This window comes from Mycoplasma sp. 1018B (assembly GCF_024582675.1).
Taxonomy (GTDB): Bacteria; Bacillota_I; Bacilli_A; order Mycoplasmatales; family Metamycoplasmataceae; genus Mycoplasmopsis.
In genome coordinates, this window is sequence record NZ_CP102084.1 from 44362 (window position 1) to 66410 (window position 22049).

Genomic DNA, 22049 nt, shown 5'->3' on the forward strand with positions numbered 1-22049 from the left:
ACTATAAAATTTATAGTAATTTTTTATATTTCATATTCAATGGTTTTTCTTTTTAATATGTTAAAAAAAGTATAAAGCAAAATAGGATCTTTGTAATTAGTTTTAGATAAATGTTTTTCTATTTCATTAATAGAAAATAAGGATCCAACAATAGTAAATTTGTTTTTTTCTTTTCTTTGTTTTAATACATTACAAATAAATTCTAAAATAAATGGAAAGGTATTTTTAATTGAATTTAAATCATCTATTACTAGAACATCTAATTCAACAAATTTTTTTATTAATTCGCTAGTTGATTCTTTTTGAAAAATTCATTCACTAATAAATTGTTTTCAATTATCATATTTTAAATATGCAGTTAATTTATATCTTCTAGCAAAATAATTAGCAATTGCTTGTAATAAATAACTTTTACCATTGCTTTTTTTAGAATAAATAAAAAGATCTCTTATTTCTTTTTTATTATCTAATATATTATTGTAATAATTTAAATTATTAACAATGTCTTGTTTATTTTTTCCGTATTTATCTGCAGAAAAAATAATTTTACTTCTCAAACAATTAGGGTTTGGATTATCAATACTAGTAAATCTTAACGATTTTTCTCTAATTAATTTACGGGAAGGTTGATGGTATTTTTTGAATATTAAATTATTGTTTTCGTCTCTAAAAATTTGTATATTAAACATATAATGTTCATTATTATTCTTTTTAGAGACGATAGATATTAATTCGCCGGTATATTGTAATATTTCTTCATTAGTTATATTATATTTTTCAATTAATTTAGAAACAACAGGATCATTGTGAAAAAAATTTAAAATAATATCATTATAATATTCTGAATTGTTATTTAATTCTTGAAAAACAAAATCAGATACTTTGTTGTTTTTAGTCATTTTAGTTAAATAATTTATTTTTCTTTGTTTCTAAATTATTGATATAAGTCGATTTTCAAAGAGTTTTTTTGTAGTATTCTTCAATTAACTCTTTTTTTAATAATCTATCAATATAATTTTCTACATCGTCAAAAAATATAATATTTTTTTTCTTTAATTGATTTAAAAAATTTTCAAATTTATAAATATCAAAAATTTTAAATATTTTTTTAATATAAAATAATATTAAATTTAGAGAATTATTTTCATAATTATTTTTAATATAATAATTAAATAAATTAGTTTCTACTGTACTTATATTTTTGTTGAATAAATATTCAAAAAATGAAAAAGTATCATATTTTAAAATTTTTTCATATAAGTTTTCTTCTTCATTAATTACATTTATTTCCTGTGAAGAAATAAATTGATCAATAATATCATTAGATATATAGTCGTCTTCTTCATCTTTATTATTATTCATTTTAAAAATATCATTAAATGAGGCGGAAATTTCTTTTAAATTTTCCGTATCAATTTGTGAACTTGTCTTTTCGTTAAAAATAATTTGAAAATTGGATTTTCCAATTGTTTTTTCCAATTGTTTTTTAATTAAAGCATTTTTATTTAAAGAAGTTTTGTTCAATGGTTTTTCTAATTGTAAAATTATTATTTCTCTTACATTATCTTCAAAAGTAGAAATTAATGACAATGATTCTAATTTTTGTCTAGCAAGGTGTAAAGCATTTAAACTAAGATTTAATAATAAAGCTAAATTATCAAAAGTTAACACAAAAGTATTTTTTTCGAAATAAATTAAATAATCTCTTAAATATTCATATAAAAGTATAGCTTCACAACCAATTATAGGAGTATAAATTTGTCTTAAATTTTTTAAATCTTCTCCGTTTATATTATCTGTACTTTGAATTTTTAATACGTTAAATGACAAATTATTTTTCATTTTTCAATCCTCCTATTTTTAAAATATTTTAATTGTGAAATTATTTTAAAAAAAGTAATAAAAAAAATGTTAATTTTTTATCATATAACATTTTTATGTATGAAAACTCACAAACTTATGCACAAATATTAATTCAATAAAAAAGATAATTTTTCTTTTAAAAAACTACAAAAATAAACATTTTTATATTTTTTTTCTATTTATCCACAGTTTTAATTTTAATTAATTAGACAATATAATATTATTTTTATTCTCTTGAATTGCTAGTGCACTTGCTTTTGTGTAGGCTCTTGATAAACCTCCCGCACCTAGTTTTATTCCACCAAAATATCTAATAACAATTAGCAAAACATTTTCTAATTTATTATGTAATATTACATCTCTTATTCTATGACTTGCTGTGCCTTTAGGTTCTCCGTCATCGAAGAATCCATATGTTATATTCATGTTATTTTTTAAAACATAACCATAACATATATGATTTGCTTTTTTATGTTCAACTTTTACATATTTTAAAATTTTATTTATATCTTCTTTGGAAGTTACTTTTAATAAAGTTGATAGAAAAACAGATTTTTTAATTAATATATTAGAAAAATTAATATTCATAGTTTAATTTTAACCAAAAAAATAAAAAAATGGGGCGAATGACGGGATTCGAACCCGCGAGTGACGGGACCACAACCCGCTGTGTTAGACCACTTCACCACATTCGCCATTTATGAATATTATAACTCATAATTTATATTTATATAATAAAATTATTATTATGAATGTTAATAAAAATTATGATGCTATAGTTGTTGGCGGTGGTCATGCTGGTTTAGAAGCAGCATTTGTTTTAGCTAAAAAAAATCACAATACATTATTAATTTCTTTAGATAAAAATAAATTAGGAATGATGCCGTGTAATCCTTCAATTGGTGGGCCAGCTAAAGGAATTATAACTAGAGAAATAGATGCTTTGGGTGGAATGCAAGGATATTTGGCTGATTTGTCAATGATACAGTTAAAAGTTTTAAATCAGTCAAAAGGTCCTGCAGTTAGAGCATTGAGAGCGCAAATAGACAAAGAAAAATATACTAAAATAGCTTTAGAACACGTTAATAATACTGAACATTTAGACTTGTTAGAAGGAATGGTTTCAGATATTTTAGTAGATAAAAATAATAATTTTTATGCTGTTAAAGTAAATGAAACCATAATAAGAGCAAAAGTTTGTGTTTTGACTACTGGTACATATATGGATTCAAGAATTTTAAGAGGAGATGATATAACAATAAGTGGACCAGATAATCAAAAAACTACTAGTGATTTAAGTGCATCTTTAAAAAATATAGGTTTTAAATTACAACGTTTAAAAACAGGAACTCCTCCTAGAATTTTGTCTAGTAGTATTAACTATGACGAAGTTACGGAAGAGATTTTAGATGATATTAATTTAAGTTTTTCAAGAAGGTCTAATGTTAAATTACCTAAACAAATAGCGTGTTATTTGACACACACAACAGCTGAAACACACAAAATAATTAATGAAAATTTAAATAAAAGTGCAATGTATTCTGGATTAATTGAAGGTATTGGACCAAGATATTGTCCATCCATTGAAGATAAAATTGTTAAATTTGCAACAAAAGAAAGACATCAAATCTTTTTTGAACCAGAAACTGCAGATGGTAAAATAACCTATGTTAATGGTTTGTCTACTTCTATGCCAATAGATGTTCAAAACAAAATTATTAAATCTATACCTGGATTGAAAAATGCAGTTGTTGTTAAATGAGCTTATGCAATTGAGTATGATGCTATTGACCCATTACAATTAAATTTAACTCTGGAAACTAAATTAGTTAATGGTCTTTTTACAGCTGGTCAAATTAATGGTACTAGTGGTTATGAAGAAGCCGCAGCACAAGGTTTAATAGCAGGAATTAATGCAGGACAAAAATTAGAAAATAAAGAACCAATAATTTTACTAAGAAATGATGCATATATAGGAGTGTTAATTGATGATTTAGTTACTAAAGGTACAAAAGAACCATATAGAATGTTAACTAGTCGTGCTGAATATCGTTTACTATTACGCAATGATAATGCTGATATTCGCTTAGCTAATTATGCATTGTTGGCTGGTACTATTTCACATCAAGAATATAATGAAATAATAAAAAAATATGAATTAATAGATAAAAAAATTGCAGAATTAAATTCTAATTATTTATCAAGCAAAAGTGAAATTGCAAATAAATACAATATTTTTCATGGTCCGACTTTATTAAAAGTTTTAGCACGCCCAGAAGTTGATTATAGAGATATTTTGCAAGATTTTCCATATAGTGAAGAATTAACCATAATGGTTAGATTATATGGTTATATTGAAAAACAAAAAAGTGATGCGAAAAAAGCTCAACGTTTAGAAAATTATAAAATATCTAAAGATATTGATTATGAAAAAATTAACAATATTGCTACTGAAGCTAAACAAAAATTAATTAAAATTAAGCCGCTTACAATAGGTCAGGCAAGTCGTATAAGTGGCATTAATCCTTCAGATATACAAATGCTATTATTTTACTTGGAAACTTTAAGACAAAAAAATGAGAAAAATTAAATTAATAGTAGTTGGTTCGTTATCTGAACAATTTAAAAGTCTTGCTTATCATTATGAAAAAAATATTAGTATTTTTTCTAAATTAGAATTAATTGAAATTAAAGAACAAAGTCAAATAAAAAATGTAGAAGAAAAAAAATTTAGAGAAACTAATTTAATACTTCAACATATTAATCACAATAGTCAAATCTATTTGTTAAGTTTAAATGGGAAATCAATAGATTCATTAGAGTTTTCTAATTTAATTAAATTAAATCATAATCTTACCTTTATTATTGGTGGTTCTGATGGAGTAAATGAAAAAATTTTAAATAATTTTTCTAAAATTTCTTTTTCTAAATTAACGTTTCCACATCAACTTTTTAGAATAATGTTAAGCGAACAAATATATAGATCATTTATGATAATTAACAATAAAAAATACCACAAATAAAATTTATATAATAAAATTATTATATTAATTATTTTTATTAAAAATTATTAAAATTAAGGAGAATAATGTCAGCTAAAAAAAATATAACAGTAAATTTAAAAAATGCTGAAATTACTAGAAAAATTCAATTAGAAGGCGAAATTTGAACTTCATTAGTTGAAAATACTAAAAAAGAAATGGCATCAAAAATTAAAATAAATGGTTATCGTCCTGGAAAAGCTCCAAAACATATTATAGATAAACATATCAATCTTTTTGAAGTATATAAAAAGACATTAGATAAATATATTTTAAAAAATCATCAATCATTGTTTGAAGAAGTTAAAAAAGAAAATGATAGAGCTGTTAATGTTCCTTCTATTAATATAGTTAAATTAACTGAAATGGAAGCAGAATTAGATTTAGTTTATCCTCTTGATGCTGATTTAAATAGTATTATTTTAGATGATTTAAAAAGCAAATATAGTGAAGAAAAACTAACATCTAAAGAAATAGATAAATATATACAAGAAAAATTAAATGCTAATTCATTATTAGTTCCACTTAAAGAAAAAGAAAAGACTCAAATTGGTGATACTGTTGTTATTAATTATAAAGGATTTGTTAATGACGAAGCTTTTGATGGCGGAGAAGCAGAAAATTATCAACTTAAATTAGGAACAAAAACTTTTATTGATACTTTTGAAGAACAATTGACTAATAAATCAGTTGGTTGAAAAGGAGAAGTTAAAGTTACTTTTCCAAATGAATATCCAGTATCTAAATTAGCAGGACAATTAGCAACTTTTGAAGTTGAAATTAAAGAAGCAAAAAGACCAGAAGCAATTAACTTAACTGATGAAAATATTAATTTATTAAATTTAGGTGAAAGAGTTAAAAATATTTCAGATGCAAAAAAAGTTTTAAATGCTTATTTAACTAAACAAAATTTACTTTTATCATTAGATAAGTTTATAGATAATATATTTGAAGAATTAATAAATAAAAATGATTTAGCTATTCATAAAAACGTTGTTAATTTTGAAGTAAATCAAAGAAAAAACGAAATTAAACAATTATTAAAACAACAAAATGTAAAATTTAACGAATATCTTGAATTGCTTGGTCAAACTGAAGAACAACTGGAAGAATTATTAGCAAAAGAAGAAATTGTAAAAATTAAACGTTCATTAATTATTTCTCATGTTGTTAAATTAGTAAAAGATAATGTTGTAATTAATGAAGAAGATTTTGATAACTTAATTAAATATCATTCTTTAGCTTCAGGCTTAACATTAGATTCTGTAAAATCATTTATTGATGAAAATGCACAAAATAAAGATAGACTAAAACTTCAAATTGAAGATATTAAAGTTAAAGAATTAATTTTAGCTAAATTTGATAATCAAGGTTTTGAAATTTTCAGTAAAGCAAAAAATAATGCAATTAAATTAATAAATGAATTATTTTAATTCAATATAAAAATAGTGCTTCATTAGCATTATTTTTATATTTAAAAGTTAAAACTTATTTATTATAATTCTTTTATAAATAAATTTAGGAGACATAATGATAAAAGCAATACTAAACAATTTACCTAATAATGTAAAATTATCTGCAATTTTTGCTGAAGATAATAAACCAGAATTTCTTTTAGAAAGCAAAGGTCAAGTAACAGAATATTTAAATGAAAATAAAGCATTTTTATTTCTAGGGGAAAAGGAAAAATTAAATCAAAGTGAATTATTTGATATTTTTAAAGGATTAATACAATCTCAAAATAGAAGTTATGCAGTGGATTTAAAATCTTTTGAAACCAACAAAGTTTCAATATCTGATATTGTAAAAAATTTAACCAGAGCAGAACTATTTGTTAATGCTTCATTATATAACAGCAAAACAAATAAAATGGAACAAAAATATGAAATTTTACCATTTATTATTGGAGAAATTAGTTCTGAAGTATATGAAAGTTTTAACAAAGAAAAAATATTAGCTGACGCTACTAATTTTGCTAGAAATTTACAAATTACACCACCCAATGTTTGTACCTCAGAATATTTAGCTGAAATTGTTAAAAATGATTTATCGCAATATGATAATTTAAAAATAACAGTTCTTAATAAAGACGATATTACAAAATTAGAAATGGGATTATTATTATCTGTTAATAGAGGTAGTGTATATGAACCTAGAGTTGTAGTTATTGAATACAATGGAAATCCTACAAGCGATAAGAAAACAGTTTTAGTTGGTAAAGGTATTACCTTTGATTCAGGAGGTTATTCATTAAAAGGCGGCAGACATATGTTAGGAATGAAATTTGACATGTCTGGTGCTGCTATAGTAGCTTCAGTATTAAAAGCCATTGCACAATTAAAACCTAAGTCAAATTTTGCTGCTGTTATGTGTATTACTGATAATAGAATTAATGGTGATGCTTCTTTACCAGATTCAGTTTGAAAATCAATGAATGGAAAAACAGTCGAAATTAATAATACCGATGCTGAAGGTAGATTAGTTATGGCAGATGGATTAACATATGCAGTTAGAAATTTAAAAGCAACACGTTTAATTGATGTTGCTACATTAACTGGTGCAATTCTTTCAGCTTTAGGAAATACTTATACAGGAGTTTGAGCAACAAGTGAAAAAGCTTGAAACGACATTAAACAAGCGTCTAATCAAGCAAATGAATTAATTTGAAGAATGCCATTTGATGTTGCATTTGCAAAAAATATTAAAAAATCTAAAGTAGCAGATTTAAAAAACACAGATTTATCTGGTTTAGGTGGATCTAATTCAGCTGCAATGTTTTTAAAAGAATTTACAGAAAATGTTGAATATATACATTGTGATATAGCTGGAACCGCTGAAATAAATGAAGAACCGCAAGGAATTTTAGTTCATACATTAACAGAATTATCATTTTTATAAAATCTTTAAAAACTTATACAAAGAATGTATAAGTTTTTAAATAAAATAATTTATTTTATTCCATAAGATTAGAAATATCAACCATATCATAAATATTAAAATAATAATTTTGATATTGTATTTGGTTATTATTGCTAATTCATTTAAAATAAAAATTTATTTCATAATCTTGTGGTTGTTCAATTTCAAAATATATTTTTCCTTCGCTACTTTTTATTTTATTTATAACGTCTTTAGCAACACTACTTATAATATTAGAATCAAAATAATAACCATCCTCTTCAATTCTTACATATTTATAATAATCTGATGCATTAAGTTCTGGAAAAATATTATATTGTAAACTTTTATCATTATTAAATTCAATATTTTTGTCTTTCAAATTTTCCACTAATTTTATTTTACTTTTTGTTGAAATTAAAGCAATAGGTAAAGTTATTGCAACAACACAAGCACCCAAAATAGAAGTTATTCAAATTTTCTTTTTTAAAGATCATTTAGTTTTCATCTTTATATAATCATCTTTCTAAAGAATTATAGTTTATAACTTCATTTAAAAAAGTTTCTGTGTGTTCTAAATTTATTACATATCTATAATTTACATTATTTTTTGCTTGAGAATTTTGAGTCATTTTAATTTTTATTTGACCTTCTAGAGGATCTAATAAAGGTTTATTTATATTATAATTTTGATTTATTTTTATATTAATATTATTTTTATTATTACCAAAATAGTCATAATTTAAATTAAAAGTATTGATAAATTTATTAGCATTAAAAGGAATTATTAACCCTTTAAAATCAGCCGTTTCGGAAAGTTCAACAGTATTTTTATTATAATCAAATTTAGTAAAATTATTAAATTCCCACTTATTTTTTTCAATAAAAGAATTCTTCTCATAAAGCTTGTATTCTGTATTATTTTCTAATTCAGTTTTAAATTTAAAATAGGGATTATTAAAAATTAGATTATATTTAGGTGGCTTTATAACAAAAGGATAAAAACGTTTATAATACTGAATATATTTAGCAAATTTTTTAGAATTAGTTGAAAAGTTGACACTCTGATAATTATATTGAGCAACGGAATATTTTTCATTAAAAGGTCTATTTGTTAATAAATTAGTTTGGTCTAATTCAGTTTCTGCAATTTTGTTTGTAGGATAAATATAATTAAGTTTTTGAGGATTAACTTTCAAAGTAGTATATATATTTTCTTTTAATAAACCTCCATCAGTATTATCAAAATAAAAATTTCATTTGTAAGGAATTTCTATTTGAACATTCTTATTTTGAGTTATATTGATGTTATATTCTTTTTTGGATAAATTTTCTTTAAAAATTCTAATAAAATTAATATCGTTTGTGTGTTTTTTATTTTGAAAAATAATTGAAAAACTTTTAAAATTAGAAAATTTAATTTTTAATATTTCGCTTGTTAAATTGAAGGAAAACATTTTATATAAATTATTATTTCTTTTATTATTTTTAAATATTTTTCCATAAAATGCGTCTTCGATAAATCCACTATCAAATGTTTCTTCAAAAACTTCAATATTTTCTTTGTTTAATTCTATAATTTTGCCATTTAATTCAAAATTTATACTACTTAGTATATCTTTAACTTGTTCATTTTTTATAAAAAGTGTAGCATTTATAAAAAAATTATCATCTTGATATGTTCTTCTTATACTTACAAATCCATTTGTAGATAAATAATTGGAACCATTATAATTTGAATTTTTTCTGTAAGTAGTTCAATTTTCTTGTTCTACTTGAATGATATTTTGATTAACAGTATGATTATTATTAATTGTTAAGATAATAGTAAAGAAATTCCTCTACAGCTTCGTTCTTGTGTTTATAATAAACTGTTTTGCAAAAATAATCTTCATATCATTCTTTTTGAGTATATTTGTTGATAAAATCCTTTTCAATTATTAGTTTACTTGTATTTTCTAAACAATTCATAACTTTATCTAATTTATTTTCTGGTTGTAATAATATATTTTTATAAATATTATCAGTTTTACTTTTTAGTAAGTATCACTCTTTATTAGCTCTTTCAATATTACAAATATTTTGAACTATTTTATATTTTTCTTTTGATGGTATATTTGATAAAAATGAAAAAGTTTTAATTTTATATGCCATCTTACTCCTTTCATTTATTAATTACAAATTGATATTAAAAATAAAAAAATGAAACAAAATACGAAAAAACTAATATTAGTTTATATTTTGTTTCATTTGAATAATATTTTTTCATTTAAGAGGCCATTTATTGCTACTCTTTTCATTTTTTTTAATTATTATAAGATAAGATCTAGAAGAATAAGGTTGAACAACAATATTATCTTTTTGTTTTGGAAAAAAATATAAAAATTCATTTAATTCATCTTTATAATTTTCGCCTTTTAATATAATGAAATAACCGCCTATTTTAAGAAGATGATGAGAGATTAAATATAAATTTTTTATTGAAGTTACTGCTCTTGCGGTAATAAAATCAAATATTTCCCTATTTTTGATTTCTTCCGCTCTTTTATTTATAATATTGAAATTTAATTCAAGATATTTTTTTGCCTCTTCCAGAAATAAACATCTTTTTTGTAAACTTTCACAAATTGTTAAATTAATTTTATGTTTTTTATAATTATTTTCAGAAAATATAAGAAAAGGAACAGAAGGGAAACCTGCGCCTGCACCAATATCTAATAAATTAATAGATTCTTTTTTACTGTATTGTCAGATGAAATTTAATGCTTCAATAGAATTTAATATGCCATTTTCTAAAATTTCATTGTGGTTTTTATAACCTGTAAGATTAAAATGTTGATTTCTTTTATGAATTAAATCTATATATTTTTTTATTTTTTCAATATTAGTTATTTCATTTAACATTGGATATATCCTTTGCCAAAGTATTATAAAGTTTAGTTATTGATTCTCCTGATATATGACAATTAATAACTTCTGATAATAAATAATCTAAACTAACTATTTCCAATTTCTTATATTTTTTTAGCATTCAATAATTATCTATCGAATCTGAAATAATAACTTTTTCTATATCATCGTTATTTTCAAAAATATCAAAACCATTTGTAAAAACTCCGTGAGTAGCAGCAATAATTATTTTTTTGGCACCATTTGCTTTAAGAGTTTTGGCTGCTTTGATAATTGTTCCGCCAGTATCGATTATATCGTCAATAATAACTGCATTTTTATTTTCTATTTCACCAATAACTCCCATTACTTCTGTTTGATCTGGACCGATTCTCCTTTTATCAATGATGCCAATTTTAACGGTTTTAGCTATTAATTCTGCTAAAGAACGAGCTCTAGTAGTTCCGCCATGATCGGGTGATACTACAGTAAAATCATATTTACTTTTTATTATAGCCTTTGCTAAAGTATATGTTCCTTTTAGATCATCGATTGGAACATTAAAAAAACCTTGTATTGCCGGATTATGTAAATCAACTGCAATAATTTTGTTTGCTCCTGCAGTTTGTAATAAATCGGCAATTAATTTTGCTCCTATGGGTTGTCTACCACGTTCTTTTCTATCTTGTCTTGCATAGCCATAATAAGTAAGTACTAAATTAATTGATTTTGCACTTGCTCTTTTCAAAGAATCAATAAAAAGCAATAATTCTACTAAATTATCATTAACTGGTTTATGAGTGCTGCAGATAATAAAAACATCCTTTTCTCTAACCGCTTCTTCACTAACTATCATTATTTCGCCATCAGCAAATACAGTTTTTTGTATTTTTGACAAAGGTATATTTAATCTACGAGAAATTTTTTCAGCCAAAATTTGACAGTTAAACATACTAAAGAGCATTATATTTTTTTTTATCATTTATTAGTCCTCTAAAATAATTATAAATTATTTAATAATTAAATATTAATTAATTCGATTTTGCCATTATTTAGATTCAAAAGATATTTATTATTTAGTTTTATTTGATTTTTAATAATTTGTGCCGCTAAAAAAGTTTCAATTTTGTCTTGAATAAATCTTTTTATAGGTCTAGCTCCAAATGCAAATGTATATGAATTTTTTGATATATAAGTTATTAAATTATCACTAAATGATAAAAAATATTTTTTCTCAGAAAGTCGATTAGACAATTTAGTTAATTCATTTTTAACAATATTTCTAATATTTTCTTCAGTTAGCTGATTAAAAATAATAATTTCGTCAATTCTATTAATAAATTCTGGCGTTAAGTATTTAATTAAAAATTCATTTATTTTATTTTGATTTAATTTTTTCTTTAATATTTCTTCTGAACCCAAATTACTTGTCATTATAATAATTAGATTTTTACAATTTATTTTTCTTCCTTTAGAATCAGTTATTTCGCCATTATCTAATATTTGAAGTAATATATTTAAAACATCTTTATGAGCCTTTTCTATTTCATCTAATAATAATATGGCATAAGGTTTTTTTCTTATTCTTTCACATAAAGTATTTGAGTAATCAAAACCTATATAACCTGGAGGAGCTCCTATTATTTTTGAAACTGAATGTTTCTCCATAAATTCAGACATATCTAATCTTATAATTTCTTTTTCACTATTAAATATTTTATTAGCTAATTGTTTAGCTAATTCAGTTTTACCTACACCGGTCGGACCTAAAAACATAAATGATGCCAGAGGACGATTAGGATCATTGATATTTGCTTTTGCTCGTAATATAGAATTATAAATTTTATCTATTGCATCATCTTGTCCAATGATTATTTTTTTTAATTCATTATTTAAATTAAACAATTTTTCTTTCTCAGTATCTAATAATTTATTTAAAGGAATCCCTGTTCATTTAGAGACAATATTTGTTATTTCCTCTGTAGTAACAGTATTTTTAATAAGTTTGTTAGGATCATTTTTTTCTTCTACTTCTTTTAATTCTATTTCTTTTTCCAATTTAGGTATTTCAACATACATTAGTTTAGAAGCAGTTTCATAATTGCTTTCATTTTGTGCAATATTCAACATATGTTGTGCATTTTCTAGTTTTTTTCTTAAATTAGAAATATCAGACAATCTCTTTTTTTCTTTATTTCAATTATCAGTAAGTAATTTAATTTTTGATTCTAGATTAAATATTATTTTTTCTATTTCATTAATTTTGTCTTTATCTAAATTATATTTGTCAGATTCTAAAGCTATTTTTTCCATTTGCAAACTTGTTAATCTTTGTTTAGCTTTGTCTAATTCCTCTGGTAAAAAATTTATTTCTGTTTTAATAGTAGCAGCAGCTTCATCAACTAAATCTATGGCTTTATCAGGTAAAAAACGATCATTTATATAACGATAACTTAATTCTACAGCTTTAATAAGAGCACTATCTTCAATTTTAACGTTATGAAAATTCTCTAATCTTTCTTTTAAACCTCTTAGAATAGTAATACTATCATTTACAGTTGGTTCATTAATATCAATTTTTTGTAGTCTACGTTCAAATGCGCTATCTTTTTCTATGTATTTTCTATATTCTTCAAAAGTTGTAGCACCAATTAAGTGCAATTTACCTCTTGCCATTAATGGTTTAAAAATATTTGCTGCATCCATACCGCCTTCAGAATTTTTACCCGTTCCTATCAGCATATGAATTTCATCAATAAATAAAATAATATTACCGTTAGAATTTTCAATTTCTTTTAATACATTTTTTATTCTTTTTTCAAATTCTCCTTGATAGGAAGCTCCAGCTATTAAACTCGTGATATCTAATTCATATACTTTTTTATTTTTTAAATTTTCTGGTACTTGGCCATCAATAATTTTTTTGGCTAATCCTTCAACAATAGCAGTTTTTCCTACTCCCGGTTCTCCCACTAAAATTGGATTATTTTTTGTTTTTCTGCTTAAAATTCTTATCATTCTTCTTATTTCATTGTCTCTGTTAATAACAGGGTCTAAATCATTATTTTCTGCTAGAAGAGTTAAATTTCTTCCATATTTATCTAATATATTATCCTTTTTGTTTTCGGAATTATTTTGTTTCACAAAATTATTAAATAAATCATTTATATCATTAAAATTCATAAATCTCCTTTAAATATGGTTTCTTAATTATATATTATATTTAGCAATATCTTATTTTATTTGCTAAATAATTAGTTTTTAATTTGTAAAATATATAATCTTTTTATGAGATTACGTTATGATAAACAAGCAATAGATAAATTATTAAATTCTAAATATTTAATAAAAGATAATTTTCCAATAATTTTAAATGAAACTGATATTGTAGAAATAGGTATGGGAAAAGGTGAAATGATAGCAGAATTAGCTAGAATTAATCCGAACAAAAAATTTTATGGTTTTGAAAAATATCCTACAGTTGCGGCTAAAGTATTAAATTTAATAGATAAATATAAACTAACAAATCTTTTTATTATTGTTGGCGATGCTGGTAATTTATTAAATTATTTTCAAGGCAATTTAGAAACTATTTGATTAACTTTTAGTGATCCTTGACCAAAAGCAAGACATGAAAAAAGAAGATTAACTTATAAATTATTTTTAGATCAATATAAACAAATAATGAATGAAGATTCTTTATTAAAATTAAAAACTGACAATGATTTTTTTTATAATTATTCTATAGACAGTTTTTTAAATAACGGATGAAAAATAATAGCAAATGGAACTGATTTACATAAATCAAATTATAGTAGTGACAATATTATGACCGGTTATGAAAAAAAATGAATTAGTTTAAATAAAAACATAAACTTTATATTTGCTAAAAAAATGAAAAATTAAAAATATTTTTCCCTATAGTACTATAATATAGGTATAAAAGTTAATTAACTTTATAAAATAGGAAAGGTAATATGACAAAAAAAGAATTTATATTAGAAGTAGCAAAACAAATGAATGTTACAGCAAAAGAAGCTGATAAATTTTTTGATGCTTTTGTTTTTGTACTTAAAGAACAATTGATAGCAGAAGAAAAAATTCAACTTTCTGATTTAGGAACATTTGATACAAAAGTAAGAAGAAGTCGTGAAACAATTAATCCTTTTTCTGAAGATAAAGAAAAAATATTAGTTCCAGAAAAACGTGTTGTTAAATTTACCCCTTCTAAATATTTAAGAGAAATAGTAAATTTCTAATTTAATTATTTTCTAACAAACAAGGTAAAAAATCAATTATCCCAGGATAAATGAGATCTAATTTTTTACCTTGTTTTTTTATTATTTTATAATGAATAGATTTGTTCAAATATTCCTTTATTTGCTTAAATTCAATAAAATAAAATTCTTCAATTTTAGAAAAAAATATTATAAAAAAAGATTTGCCTCCATTAGTATTAATGATATCAAGATATTGAATTTGATGTTTTTTAATATTGGTTTTCGGTAAATATAATTTGTTAGTACTTTTAGCTTCAAATGCTACAAATAGTCCATTGTAACATCCTGTGTAATCAACTGTACTTTTAGCAAATAAATGCCCACCAATAATATCTTTATTTTTATTAATTGAATTAAATTTAATTGGCAATGTCTTTTTTTCTATAATGGCTAGTTTGTTTTTAAAATAATAATTAATTGTATTATTTAATATTGTTTCCAATAACATTCCTCTGTTTTTCATACATATTTTATAATTAATATTTTTCTTCAATTTTTTATAAAAAGACAAAAGAGAAACAAAATGTTTATAAATTCATTATTAAGTTATTTTTTAAGTAAATTCTTATAATAATATAAAATTAATCTATATATGAATATTGGAGTTGATTTAGTAGATATTGAACGTTTTAAAAATAAAGAATTTAATTTTTTTAAACGCTTTTTGCATAAAAATGAAATAAATTTTATTCAAATGCAAACTTCTGCTGATATAAAGATTATTTATGTTGCTTCAATTTGAGCGATAAAGGAAGCAATTTTTAAAGCAAATAATACATATTCACAGTTTAATAAAATTGAAATAAAACGTAAAAATAATCATTGATGACATGAAAATTTTTCTATTTCAATAAGTCATGAAAAAAACTTAATTGTAGCTTTTGTCGTAGAAAAAAAGGAGATATAAAATGAAATTTATTTTGAAACTTATATTATCTTTTCCTATGTTAATTTTTAACTTATGAAGAATAAGAGTTTATGCTAGAAAATATAAAAAATATCCAGAACATTACTATCCTCAACAAAGAATTACATGATTAACTAAAAAAGTTAAATTATTTTTATGATTGTATGGTATTAAATTAATAGTTAAAGGATATGAAAATGTTCCTAAAGGTCAAGCAATTTTAGTTGCAAATCATAAATCAAATATTGATCCTATTTTATTACTTAAAGCTTTAGAAAAACAAACCGAAGAAACTGGTGTGCCTATAAAAATTCCAACTTTTTTAGCAAAAAAAGAATTAGAAAAATCTAAAATAGCAACTGCAGCAATTAAATTAACAGATTCATTTTTTATTGACAGACAAAATTTCAGAGAAGCTATAAAAACTTTAAACAATTTTGGTACATTTATTAAAAATAATCATACACTGGGTATTATATTTCCTGAAGGAACAAGAGTAAAAGAAAATAATTTAGGAGAATTTAAATCTGGTGCATTTAAAATAGCTATTAATCAATATTTGCCAATCATACCAGTTGCAATTAGTGATACTAGGGATGCTTTAAATAGAAAAAGAAAACACAAATTAAATATAACAGTAAAATTTTTATCCCCATTAAAACCTAATAATTTTATCACTATGAACAGTGATGCTTTAGCAAACAAAGTAAAAAAAATAATTGAGGATGAATTTAATAATGTCTAAAATAAGTTTATATGAGACTCAAGATAAAAAATATGATATCAAATTAGAAAATTTTGATGGTCCAATGGATTTGTTGCTAGCTTTAGTACAGGATAAAAATATTGATATAATGTCAGTAGATTTAGCTGAATTAGCCACAGAATATCTTAGAATAATTGATAATTTGAAAGAAAACGAAATAGATGTTGCTGGAGATTATTTAGTTATGGCTGCCACTTTGTTGGCATTAAAAACTAAAATGCTCTTGTATACTCCAGAAGAAAAACCAGAAATAGAAGAAGACAAAAGAGAAATTTTATCTCGTTTATATGAATATCAACAATTTAAAGAAATATCTAAAGCGCTTAGAGAACAAGAAGGGTTTAGAAAAGAAATATTTATAAAAAAATCTAGTAATATGGATGAATTTTTAATTGATGACGATAAATCATTATTAGAAGGTCACAGCAATCCATTAAAATTAATTACAGTTTTGAGAAAAATGTTCGAAAGATCATTTGCTAATCAGTTAAAAAAAACTAAATTAGAACATTTCAACTTAACACCTAAAGATCAAATTCCTTACATATTAAATTTATTTGATGAAAATGAAAATGTAACTTTTGAAATGATTTTTAATCAGCCTTCTTTAAATCATTTTGTAATTACACTAATGGCTATTCTTGATTTAGCTAGAAGACAAATTATTAAATTAACACAAAAAGAACAATTTGGCATTATAACGTTTGAAAAAGGTGAAAACTATGAAAAATAATATTATTGAAGCTTTATTGTATGTGCAAGGTGATGAAGGGTTGGATTTAGAACAAATTAGAGAAATATTTGGTTTAAAAAATAAAGCGGAAGCAAAAAAAGTTATTAATGATTTTATAAAAATTTACAACTCTAGAGAAACCGCGTTAAAAGTTGTTGAATTTAATGAAATTTATAAATTAGCTACAAGGGAAACATATAAAGAATATATTCAAAAAATGGTACAAGTAGTTAAAAAACATCGTCTTTCTAATGCTGCAATAGAAGTAGCAGGAATAGTTGCTTATAAACAGCCGGTTACTCGTTCAATAATTAATAATATAAGAGGTGTTGCAAGCGATCAGGTATTAAATACTTTATTATTAAAAGGAGTTATTGAAGAAGTAGGTGTAAGTCCTACACCTGGGCATCCTGTTTTATATGGTGTAACTAATAAATTTTATGATTATTTTAAAATTAAATCTATGAATGAATTACCTAAATTAACTGAATTTAATTATATAGATGGTTTCGAAAATGAACACGAAGATTTTAATCTTTTTGACAGTCAAAGAAATGAAAATAATTTCAACAATTAAGTGTACTTAGTACACTTTTATTATTTAAAATAATGAATAAACAATCTAATTGAAAAAAATATATAGTTACTTTAAATAATGATGAAAAAAAACTTTTAAATTATTTAAAAGAAATATTTAGTAATTATCCGTTAAATTTAATTTATAAAATAATAAGAAAAAAAGATGTAAAAATTAATGGTAAAAGAACAAATAATGAAAAACAAAAAATATATTTTAACGATATTATCGAAATATATTTCCCAGAGGAAATAAAAAATAAACAAAAACTCAACTTTAAAAATATTTCTATTGATTTTAATATTATTTATGAAGATAACAATATTTTAATAGTTGATAAACCTAAAGGTATTAGTATGCATTCAGATGCTAATAATTTAGATCTTCAAGTATTAAAATATTTAGATTACAATGATAAAAATAATAATGAATTTAAACCGAGTCATATTGGTAGATTAGATAAAGAAACTAGTGGAATATGTTTGTATGCTAAAAATTATTATTCTTTAGCTGAATTAAATAAAAAAACTAAATTTTTTGACAAAATTTACACTTTTAAATCAGATTATAATGGACCAGATAGAGAAATTAATTTATTTATTTGAAATAATAAAAATAATTATTTAGAAGCTAAAGAAACTTCGGATAAAAATCTAACTACAGCTAAAACATATATTTATAGAAAAAATAAAATTTGATATGCCAAAATTTTAACGGGTAAAAAACATCAAATAAGATTATCTTTAAAAACTATTGGTTTTCCTATTTTAGGAGATAAAAAATATTCAGGTAAATTATCTGATAGATTATATTTACATTGTAAAACAATAATTTTTCATAATTTAGATGGTAAACTTAAATATTTAAATAAAAAAGAATTTAATTCCAAAGTACCTTGAAAGGAAACTAATGAAAAACATTGAAAAAAATAAATTAGTTGAAATCGTAAGTTCTATTATGTTAAAACCTAACGAAGATGTGATAAATCAGATTCTAATAGAGTGAGAGAATATTGAAAATAATTTAAAATTACTCGATAATCTAAATTTAAATAATGTTCAACCTTTAACACATATAAATGAAAATCTAAAACATGATTTTTTAAGAGAAGATATACCATCTGATAATTTTGCTATTGAAAAAACAGATATATTAAATAATGCTTTTGCTAAAGACAAGGACTATATATTAACTCAAAAGGTGGTTAAATAATGGAACTCAAACAAAAAGGTAACTGAAATAATGCTTATAAAGAATTACAAAATGATAATAATAATTCAGTTAGTACATTATTACATGAAAAAATAAAATTTGAAAAAAACAATAATCGATTAACAGAAGCTGTTTTTACTATTAAAGATAATTATGCAACTAATTTTGCAAAGAGTTCTGCATCAAGCAAAATTTTAGAAAATTTTTATCCTGCTTATAATGCTACTGTAGTAGAAAAATTACTTCAAGATGGAGCTTTGCCAATTGCTAAAGTTAATTGCGATGAATTAGCCTTAGGCGGAACAGGAACCTTTAGCGCACATGGTTTAATCAAAAATCCTTTAGATAATAGTAGATTAGCTGGTGGGTCATCATCAGGTTCTATAGCAACTTTAACAAATAATGTAAGTTTTGCTTTAGCATCTGACACAGGTGATAGTGTAAGATTACCAGCAAGTTTTTGTGGCAAAGTAGGCTTTAAACCATCATATGGCGCAATAAGTAGATATGGATTATTCGCTTATGCTTCTTCTTTAGATACTGTAGCTTATTTTGCGCATAATGTTAATGATATTGCTTTGATTTCACAAATTTTATATGGCAAGGATGAAAAAGATTTCACAACTGTTGATGTAGATATATCAAATATAACAAAGACAAAACCAAAAAAGATTGCCATTTTTAACGTGGATTATTTGTCTTTTGAGTTAAAAATTAAATGAGAAAAATTTACCAAAGATTTAAAAAATATTGATAATTTAGAAATTGAAATAGTTGATCCTGATATTGATGTTTTAAGAGCGATAAAACCAACTTATGAAATTATTTCTTATTCTGAAGCATCATCTAATTTAGCTAATTTAAACGGTATTGCTTTTGGTAATAGAAAAGATGGTAATAGTTGAGAAGAAATAATGACAAATACAAGAACAGAAGGTTTTGGGAAAATGGTTCAAAGAAGATTAACATTAGGAAGTTTTTTCCTTTATCAAAAAAATCAAGAAGAATTATTTATAAAAGCGCAAAAAGCACGTAGAAAAATAAAAAATTATTTTGATAATTTGCATTCTCAATATGATTTAATAATTTATCCTGCCTATGCTTCATATGCGCCGTTAATAAAAAATAGAGAAAAAAATTATGATTATATGGAATATATTTTAACATCATCAAATTTGACTGGTAATCCATCTATTACATTACCATTTGTTAAAATTAATAATTTACCAATTAATTTAGCTTTAGATGCTCAAATTTATAAAGATGAAAAATTACTATCATATGCTTTATGAATAGAAGAATTTATTATTAGAAATAAGGAACATTATGAATAATTTTGAAGTAATTATTGGAATTGAAATTCATTTAGAATTAAATACAAAAACTAAAATGTTTTCACCTTCTAAAAATGATTTTAATGCTGTTCCTAATACAACGATTAATCAAATTGATTTAGGATATCCTGGAACTTTACCCTTACCTAATAAACAAGCAGTTAAATTTGCCATAATGTTAGCTAAAGCGTTAAATATGCAAATTGATGATGAGCTACATTTTGATAGAAAAAATTATTTTTATACTGATTTACCTAAAGGTTATCAAATTACACAATTTTATAGACCAATAGGAAAAAATGGTAAATTAAATATAAATATTAATGGAATAAATAAAATAATAGATATAGAAAGAATTCATTTAGAAGAAGATACAGCAAGACAATACCACCAAGGAAATACTACCAAGTTAGATTATAATAGAGCAGGAGTACCACTTATAGAAATAGTAACTAAACCAGTAATAAGATCAAGCGAAGAAGCAATAGCTTATATCGATATGATAAAAAGAATTGCTTTGACTTTGGGAATTTCAGATGCTAAAATGGAAAATGGTTCTTTAAGAGCTGATTTAAATATTTCTCTAAGACCGCATGGATATAATGGTTTTGGTACTAAAGTAGAAATAAAAAATATGAATACATTTAGTAATGTTAAAACAGCAATTGAATATGAAATAAATTTGCAAACTAAAAATATTTTAACTAATATACCGATTTTACAAGAAACTAAAAGATTTGATGAAAACACTCAAACTAACATCGTTATGAGAACTAAAACTGGCGAAGTAGATTATAAATATTTTCCAGAACCTAACATTCCGTTTATTAAATTGAGTAATGATTTTCTTAATAATATTTCTATACCTGAATTACCTTGAATTAAAGAGCAACGCTATAAAAATGAAAATATCAATACTATTTATATTAATAGTTTGATAAACAATATTAATTTAGCAAACTATTTTGATTCAATAAATTATAAAGATCGAGAAAAACTAGCAAAATTATTTTTTGCAGAAATAGTTCAATTGGCAAATAGTTTAAATAAAGAAGTAATTGATTTAAATATAAAAACTATTCATATAGAACAAGCTTTAAATTTATTAGATCAAGAAATTATTTCAGGAAAATCATTTAAAAAATTAATTACTTTATTACCAAATTTTGATCAGGAAAATATTGAAGATTTAGTAGAAAAATATAATTTAAAACAAATAAGCGATAAAAATAAAATAAATGAATTTATTTTAAAAAGTTTTAAAGATGAAATGTTGAATGATTATAATAAAAGACCTGAAAGAGTTATAAAACAAATTTTAGGTCAAGTAATGAAATTATCTGATGGTCAAGTTAATCCTAAAATTACTAATGATTTAGTAATCGAATTTTTAAAAAATAAAAAGAAAAATAATTAATACTAAATTAGATTAAGCAAATATTAAATAAAAAACTATTAAAAATATTTAATTTCTATTTTTAAAATAATTATTCTAATTTTTTTATGCGTTTTGAATATATCACAAAACGTATTTTTTATTTTATTTATA

Annotated in this window: 24 protein-coding genes and 1 tRNA gene; 14 read left to right on the top strand and 11 right to left on the bottom strand. The window is 22.8% G+C overall.

The window, feature by feature from the left end; translation table 4 throughout:
- Positions 1 to 23: 23 nt before the first annotated feature.
- From NPA14_RS00240 to NPA14_RS00255, 4 genes are all read right to left on the bottom strand, one after another.
- Entirely contained in the window at positions 24 to 899 is an 876-nt protein-coding gene (locus NPA14_RS00240) for a DnaA ATPase domain-containing protein (RefSeq protein ID WP_257075975.1), read from the bottom strand.
- A 1-nt stretch (position 900) separates the two neighbouring features.
- Complete coding sequence (locus NPA14_RS00245; protein WP_257075976.1) at positions 901 to 1842, bottom strand: hypothetical protein; 942 nt, start codon at positions 1840 to 1842, stop codon at positions 901 to 903.
- A 222-nt stretch (positions 1843 to 2064) separates the two neighbouring features.
- Positions 2065 to 2451 carry a YigZ family protein gene (locus NPA14_RS00250; RefSeq protein WP_257075977.1) on the bottom strand — a complete coding sequence of 129 codons (387 nt, stop codon included), beginning with the start codon at positions 2449 to 2451 and terminating at the stop codon, positions 2065 to 2067.
- A gap of 30 nt (positions 2452 to 2481) precedes the next feature.
- Positions 2482 to 2558, bottom strand: a tRNA-His gene (locus NPA14_RS00255).
- 53 nt (positions 2559 to 2611) lie between these two features.
- On the opposite strand from NPA14_RS00255, the gene mnmG reads away from it, so the two are divergent.
- The 4 genes from mnmG to NPA14_RS00275 all read left to right on the top strand — a co-directional run bounded on the left by mnmG (position 2612) and on the right by NPA14_RS00275 (position 7802).
- The gene (gene mnmG / locus NPA14_RS00260) at positions 2612 to 4453 is read left to right on the top strand and encodes a tRNA uridine-5-carboxymethylaminomethyl(34) synthesis enzyme MnmG (RefSeq protein WP_257076246.1); all 1842 of its coding nucleotides are present in this window, start codon (positions 2612 to 2614) and stop codon (positions 4451 to 4453) included.
- Positions 4440 to 4886 carry a 23S rRNA (pseudouridine(1915)-N(3))-methyltransferase RlmH gene (locus NPA14_RS00265; RefSeq protein ID WP_257075979.1) on the top strand — a complete coding sequence of 149 codons (447 nt, stop codon included), beginning with the start codon at positions 4440 to 4442 and terminating at the stop codon, positions 4884 to 4886. Before mnmG ends, NPA14_RS00265 begins: the two co-directional genes overlap by 14 nt.
- 65 nt (positions 4887 to 4951) lie before the next feature.
- On the top strand, positions 4952 to 6337 hold the full coding sequence (tig, locus tag NPA14_RS00270) for a trigger factor (protein WP_257075980.1): 1386 nt from the start codon (positions 4952 to 4954) through the stop codon (positions 6335 to 6337).
- A gap of 97 nt (positions 6338 to 6434) precedes the next feature.
- The gene (locus NPA14_RS00275) at positions 6435 to 7802 is read left to right on the top strand and encodes a M17 family metallopeptidase (protein WP_257075982.1); all 1368 of its coding nucleotides are present in this window, start codon (positions 6435 to 6437) and stop codon (positions 7800 to 7802) included.
- A 55-nt stretch (positions 7803 to 7857) separates the two neighbouring features.
- Here the strand turns inward: NPA14_RS00275 and NPA14_RS00280 are convergent, their stop codons facing one another.
- From NPA14_RS00280 to NPA14_RS00305, 6 genes are all read right to left on the bottom strand, one after another.
- Entirely contained in the window at positions 7858 to 8310 is a 453-nt protein-coding gene (locus tag NPA14_RS00280; RefSeq protein WP_257075983.1) for an MHO_1590 family protein, read from the bottom strand.
- A complete protein-coding gene (locus tag NPA14_RS00285) occupies positions 8300 to 9628 on the bottom strand; it encodes an MHO_1580 family protein (RefSeq protein WP_373456874.1) in 1329 nt (442 codons plus the stop codon). Before NPA14_RS00285 ends, NPA14_RS00280 begins: the two co-directional genes overlap by 11 nt.
- Complete coding sequence (locus NPA14_RS00290; protein ID WP_257075986.1) at positions 9612 to 9956, bottom strand: MG284/MPN403 family protein; 345 nt, start codon at positions 9954 to 9956, stop codon at positions 9612 to 9614. The genes NPA14_RS00285 and NPA14_RS00290 overlap by 17 nt, the downstream gene beginning before the upstream one ends.
- A gap of 75 nt (positions 9957 to 10031) precedes the next feature.
- Positions 10032 to 10706 (bottom strand): 16S rRNA (guanine(527)-N(7))-methyltransferase RsmG, encoded by a 675-nt coding sequence (gene rsmG, locus NPA14_RS00295; RefSeq protein WP_257075987.1) that lies wholly within the window; start codon positions 10704 to 10706, stop codon positions 10032 to 10034.
- Positions 10687 to 11673, bottom strand: coding sequence for a ribose-phosphate pyrophosphokinase (locus NPA14_RS00300; protein WP_257075988.1), 987 nt, complete (start codon positions 11671 to 11673; stop codon positions 10687 to 10689). Before NPA14_RS00300 ends, rsmG begins: the two co-directional genes overlap by 20 nt.
- A 38-nt stretch (positions 11674 to 11711) precedes the next feature.
- On the bottom strand, positions 11712 to 13874 hold the full coding sequence (locus tag NPA14_RS00305) for an ATP-dependent Clp protease ATP-binding subunit (RefSeq protein WP_257075989.1): 2163 nt from the start codon (positions 13872 to 13874) through the stop codon (positions 11712 to 11714).
- Between the two features lie 105 nt (positions 13875 to 13979).
- Between NPA14_RS00305 and trmB the strand changes: the two genes are divergently transcribed.
- Entirely contained in the window at positions 13980 to 14597 is a 618-nt protein-coding gene (gene trmB, locus NPA14_RS00310) for a tRNA (guanosine(46)-N7)-methyltransferase TrmB (RefSeq protein WP_257075991.1), read from the top strand.
- Between the two features lie 71 nt (positions 14598 to 14668).
- Positions 14669 to 14950, top strand: coding sequence for an HU family DNA-binding protein (locus NPA14_RS00315; RefSeq protein WP_257075992.1), 282 nt, complete (start codon positions 14669 to 14671; stop codon positions 14948 to 14950).
- Position 14951: 1 nt separating this feature from the next.
- Here NPA14_RS00315 and recU read toward each other — a convergent pair whose 3' ends face one another.
- A complete protein-coding gene (gene recU / locus NPA14_RS00320; protein WP_257075993.1) occupies positions 14952 to 15434 on the bottom strand; it encodes a Holliday junction resolvase RecU in 483 nt (160 codons plus the stop codon).
- Between the two features lie 129 nt (positions 15435 to 15563).
- Between recU and NPA14_RS00325 the strand changes: the two genes are divergently transcribed.
- From NPA14_RS00325 to gatB, 8 genes are read left to right on the top strand one after another with little or no spacing between them, the layout of a single operon-like run.
- On the top strand, positions 15564 to 15878 hold the full coding sequence (locus NPA14_RS00325) for a 4'-phosphopantetheinyl transferase superfamily protein (protein WP_257075994.1): 315 nt from the start codon (positions 15564 to 15566) through the stop codon (positions 15876 to 15878).
- A 1-nt stretch (position 15879) separates the two neighbouring features.
- The gene (locus NPA14_RS00330; RefSeq protein ID WP_257075995.1) at positions 15880 to 16623 is read left to right on the top strand and encodes a 1-acyl-sn-glycerol-3-phosphate acyltransferase; all 744 of its coding nucleotides are present in this window, start codon (positions 15880 to 15882) and stop codon (positions 16621 to 16623) included.
- Positions 16616 to 17377, top strand: a complete 762-nt coding sequence (locus NPA14_RS00335; RefSeq protein WP_257075997.1) for a segregation/condensation protein A — start codon at positions 16616 to 16618, stop codon at positions 17375 to 17377. The genes NPA14_RS00330 and NPA14_RS00335 overlap by 8 nt, the downstream gene beginning before the upstream one ends.
- Positions 17367 to 17954, top strand: a complete 588-nt coding sequence (gene scpB / locus NPA14_RS00340) for an SMC-Scp complex subunit ScpB (RefSeq protein WP_257075999.1) — start codon at positions 17367 to 17369, stop codon at positions 17952 to 17954. The genes NPA14_RS00335 and scpB overlap by 11 nt, the downstream gene beginning before the upstream one ends.
- A 32-nt stretch (positions 17955 to 17986) precedes the next feature.
- Positions 17987 to 18886 carry an RluA family pseudouridine synthase gene (locus NPA14_RS00345; protein WP_257076000.1) on the top strand — a complete coding sequence of 300 codons (900 nt, stop codon included), beginning with the start codon at positions 17987 to 17989 and terminating at the stop codon, positions 18884 to 18886.
- Positions 18864 to 19166, top strand: a complete 303-nt coding sequence (locus NPA14_RS00350; protein ID WP_257076002.1) for a glutamyl-tRNA amidotransferase — start codon at positions 18864 to 18866, stop codon at positions 19164 to 19166. Before NPA14_RS00345 ends, NPA14_RS00350 begins: the two co-directional genes overlap by 23 nt.
- Positions 19166 to 20500: an amidase family protein gene (locus NPA14_RS00355; protein WP_257076004.1), complete on the top strand. Its 1335-nt coding sequence runs from the start codon at positions 19166 to 19168 to the stop codon at positions 20498 to 20500. Before NPA14_RS00350 ends, NPA14_RS00355 begins: the two co-directional genes overlap by 1 nt.
- A complete protein-coding gene (gene gatB, locus NPA14_RS00360; protein WP_257076006.1) occupies positions 20493 to 21917 on the top strand; it encodes an Asp-tRNA(Asn)/Glu-tRNA(Gln) amidotransferase subunit GatB in 1425 nt (474 codons plus the stop codon). Before NPA14_RS00355 ends, gatB begins: the two co-directional genes overlap by 8 nt.
- The last annotated feature ends 132 nt before the right edge of the window (positions 21918 to 22049 follow it).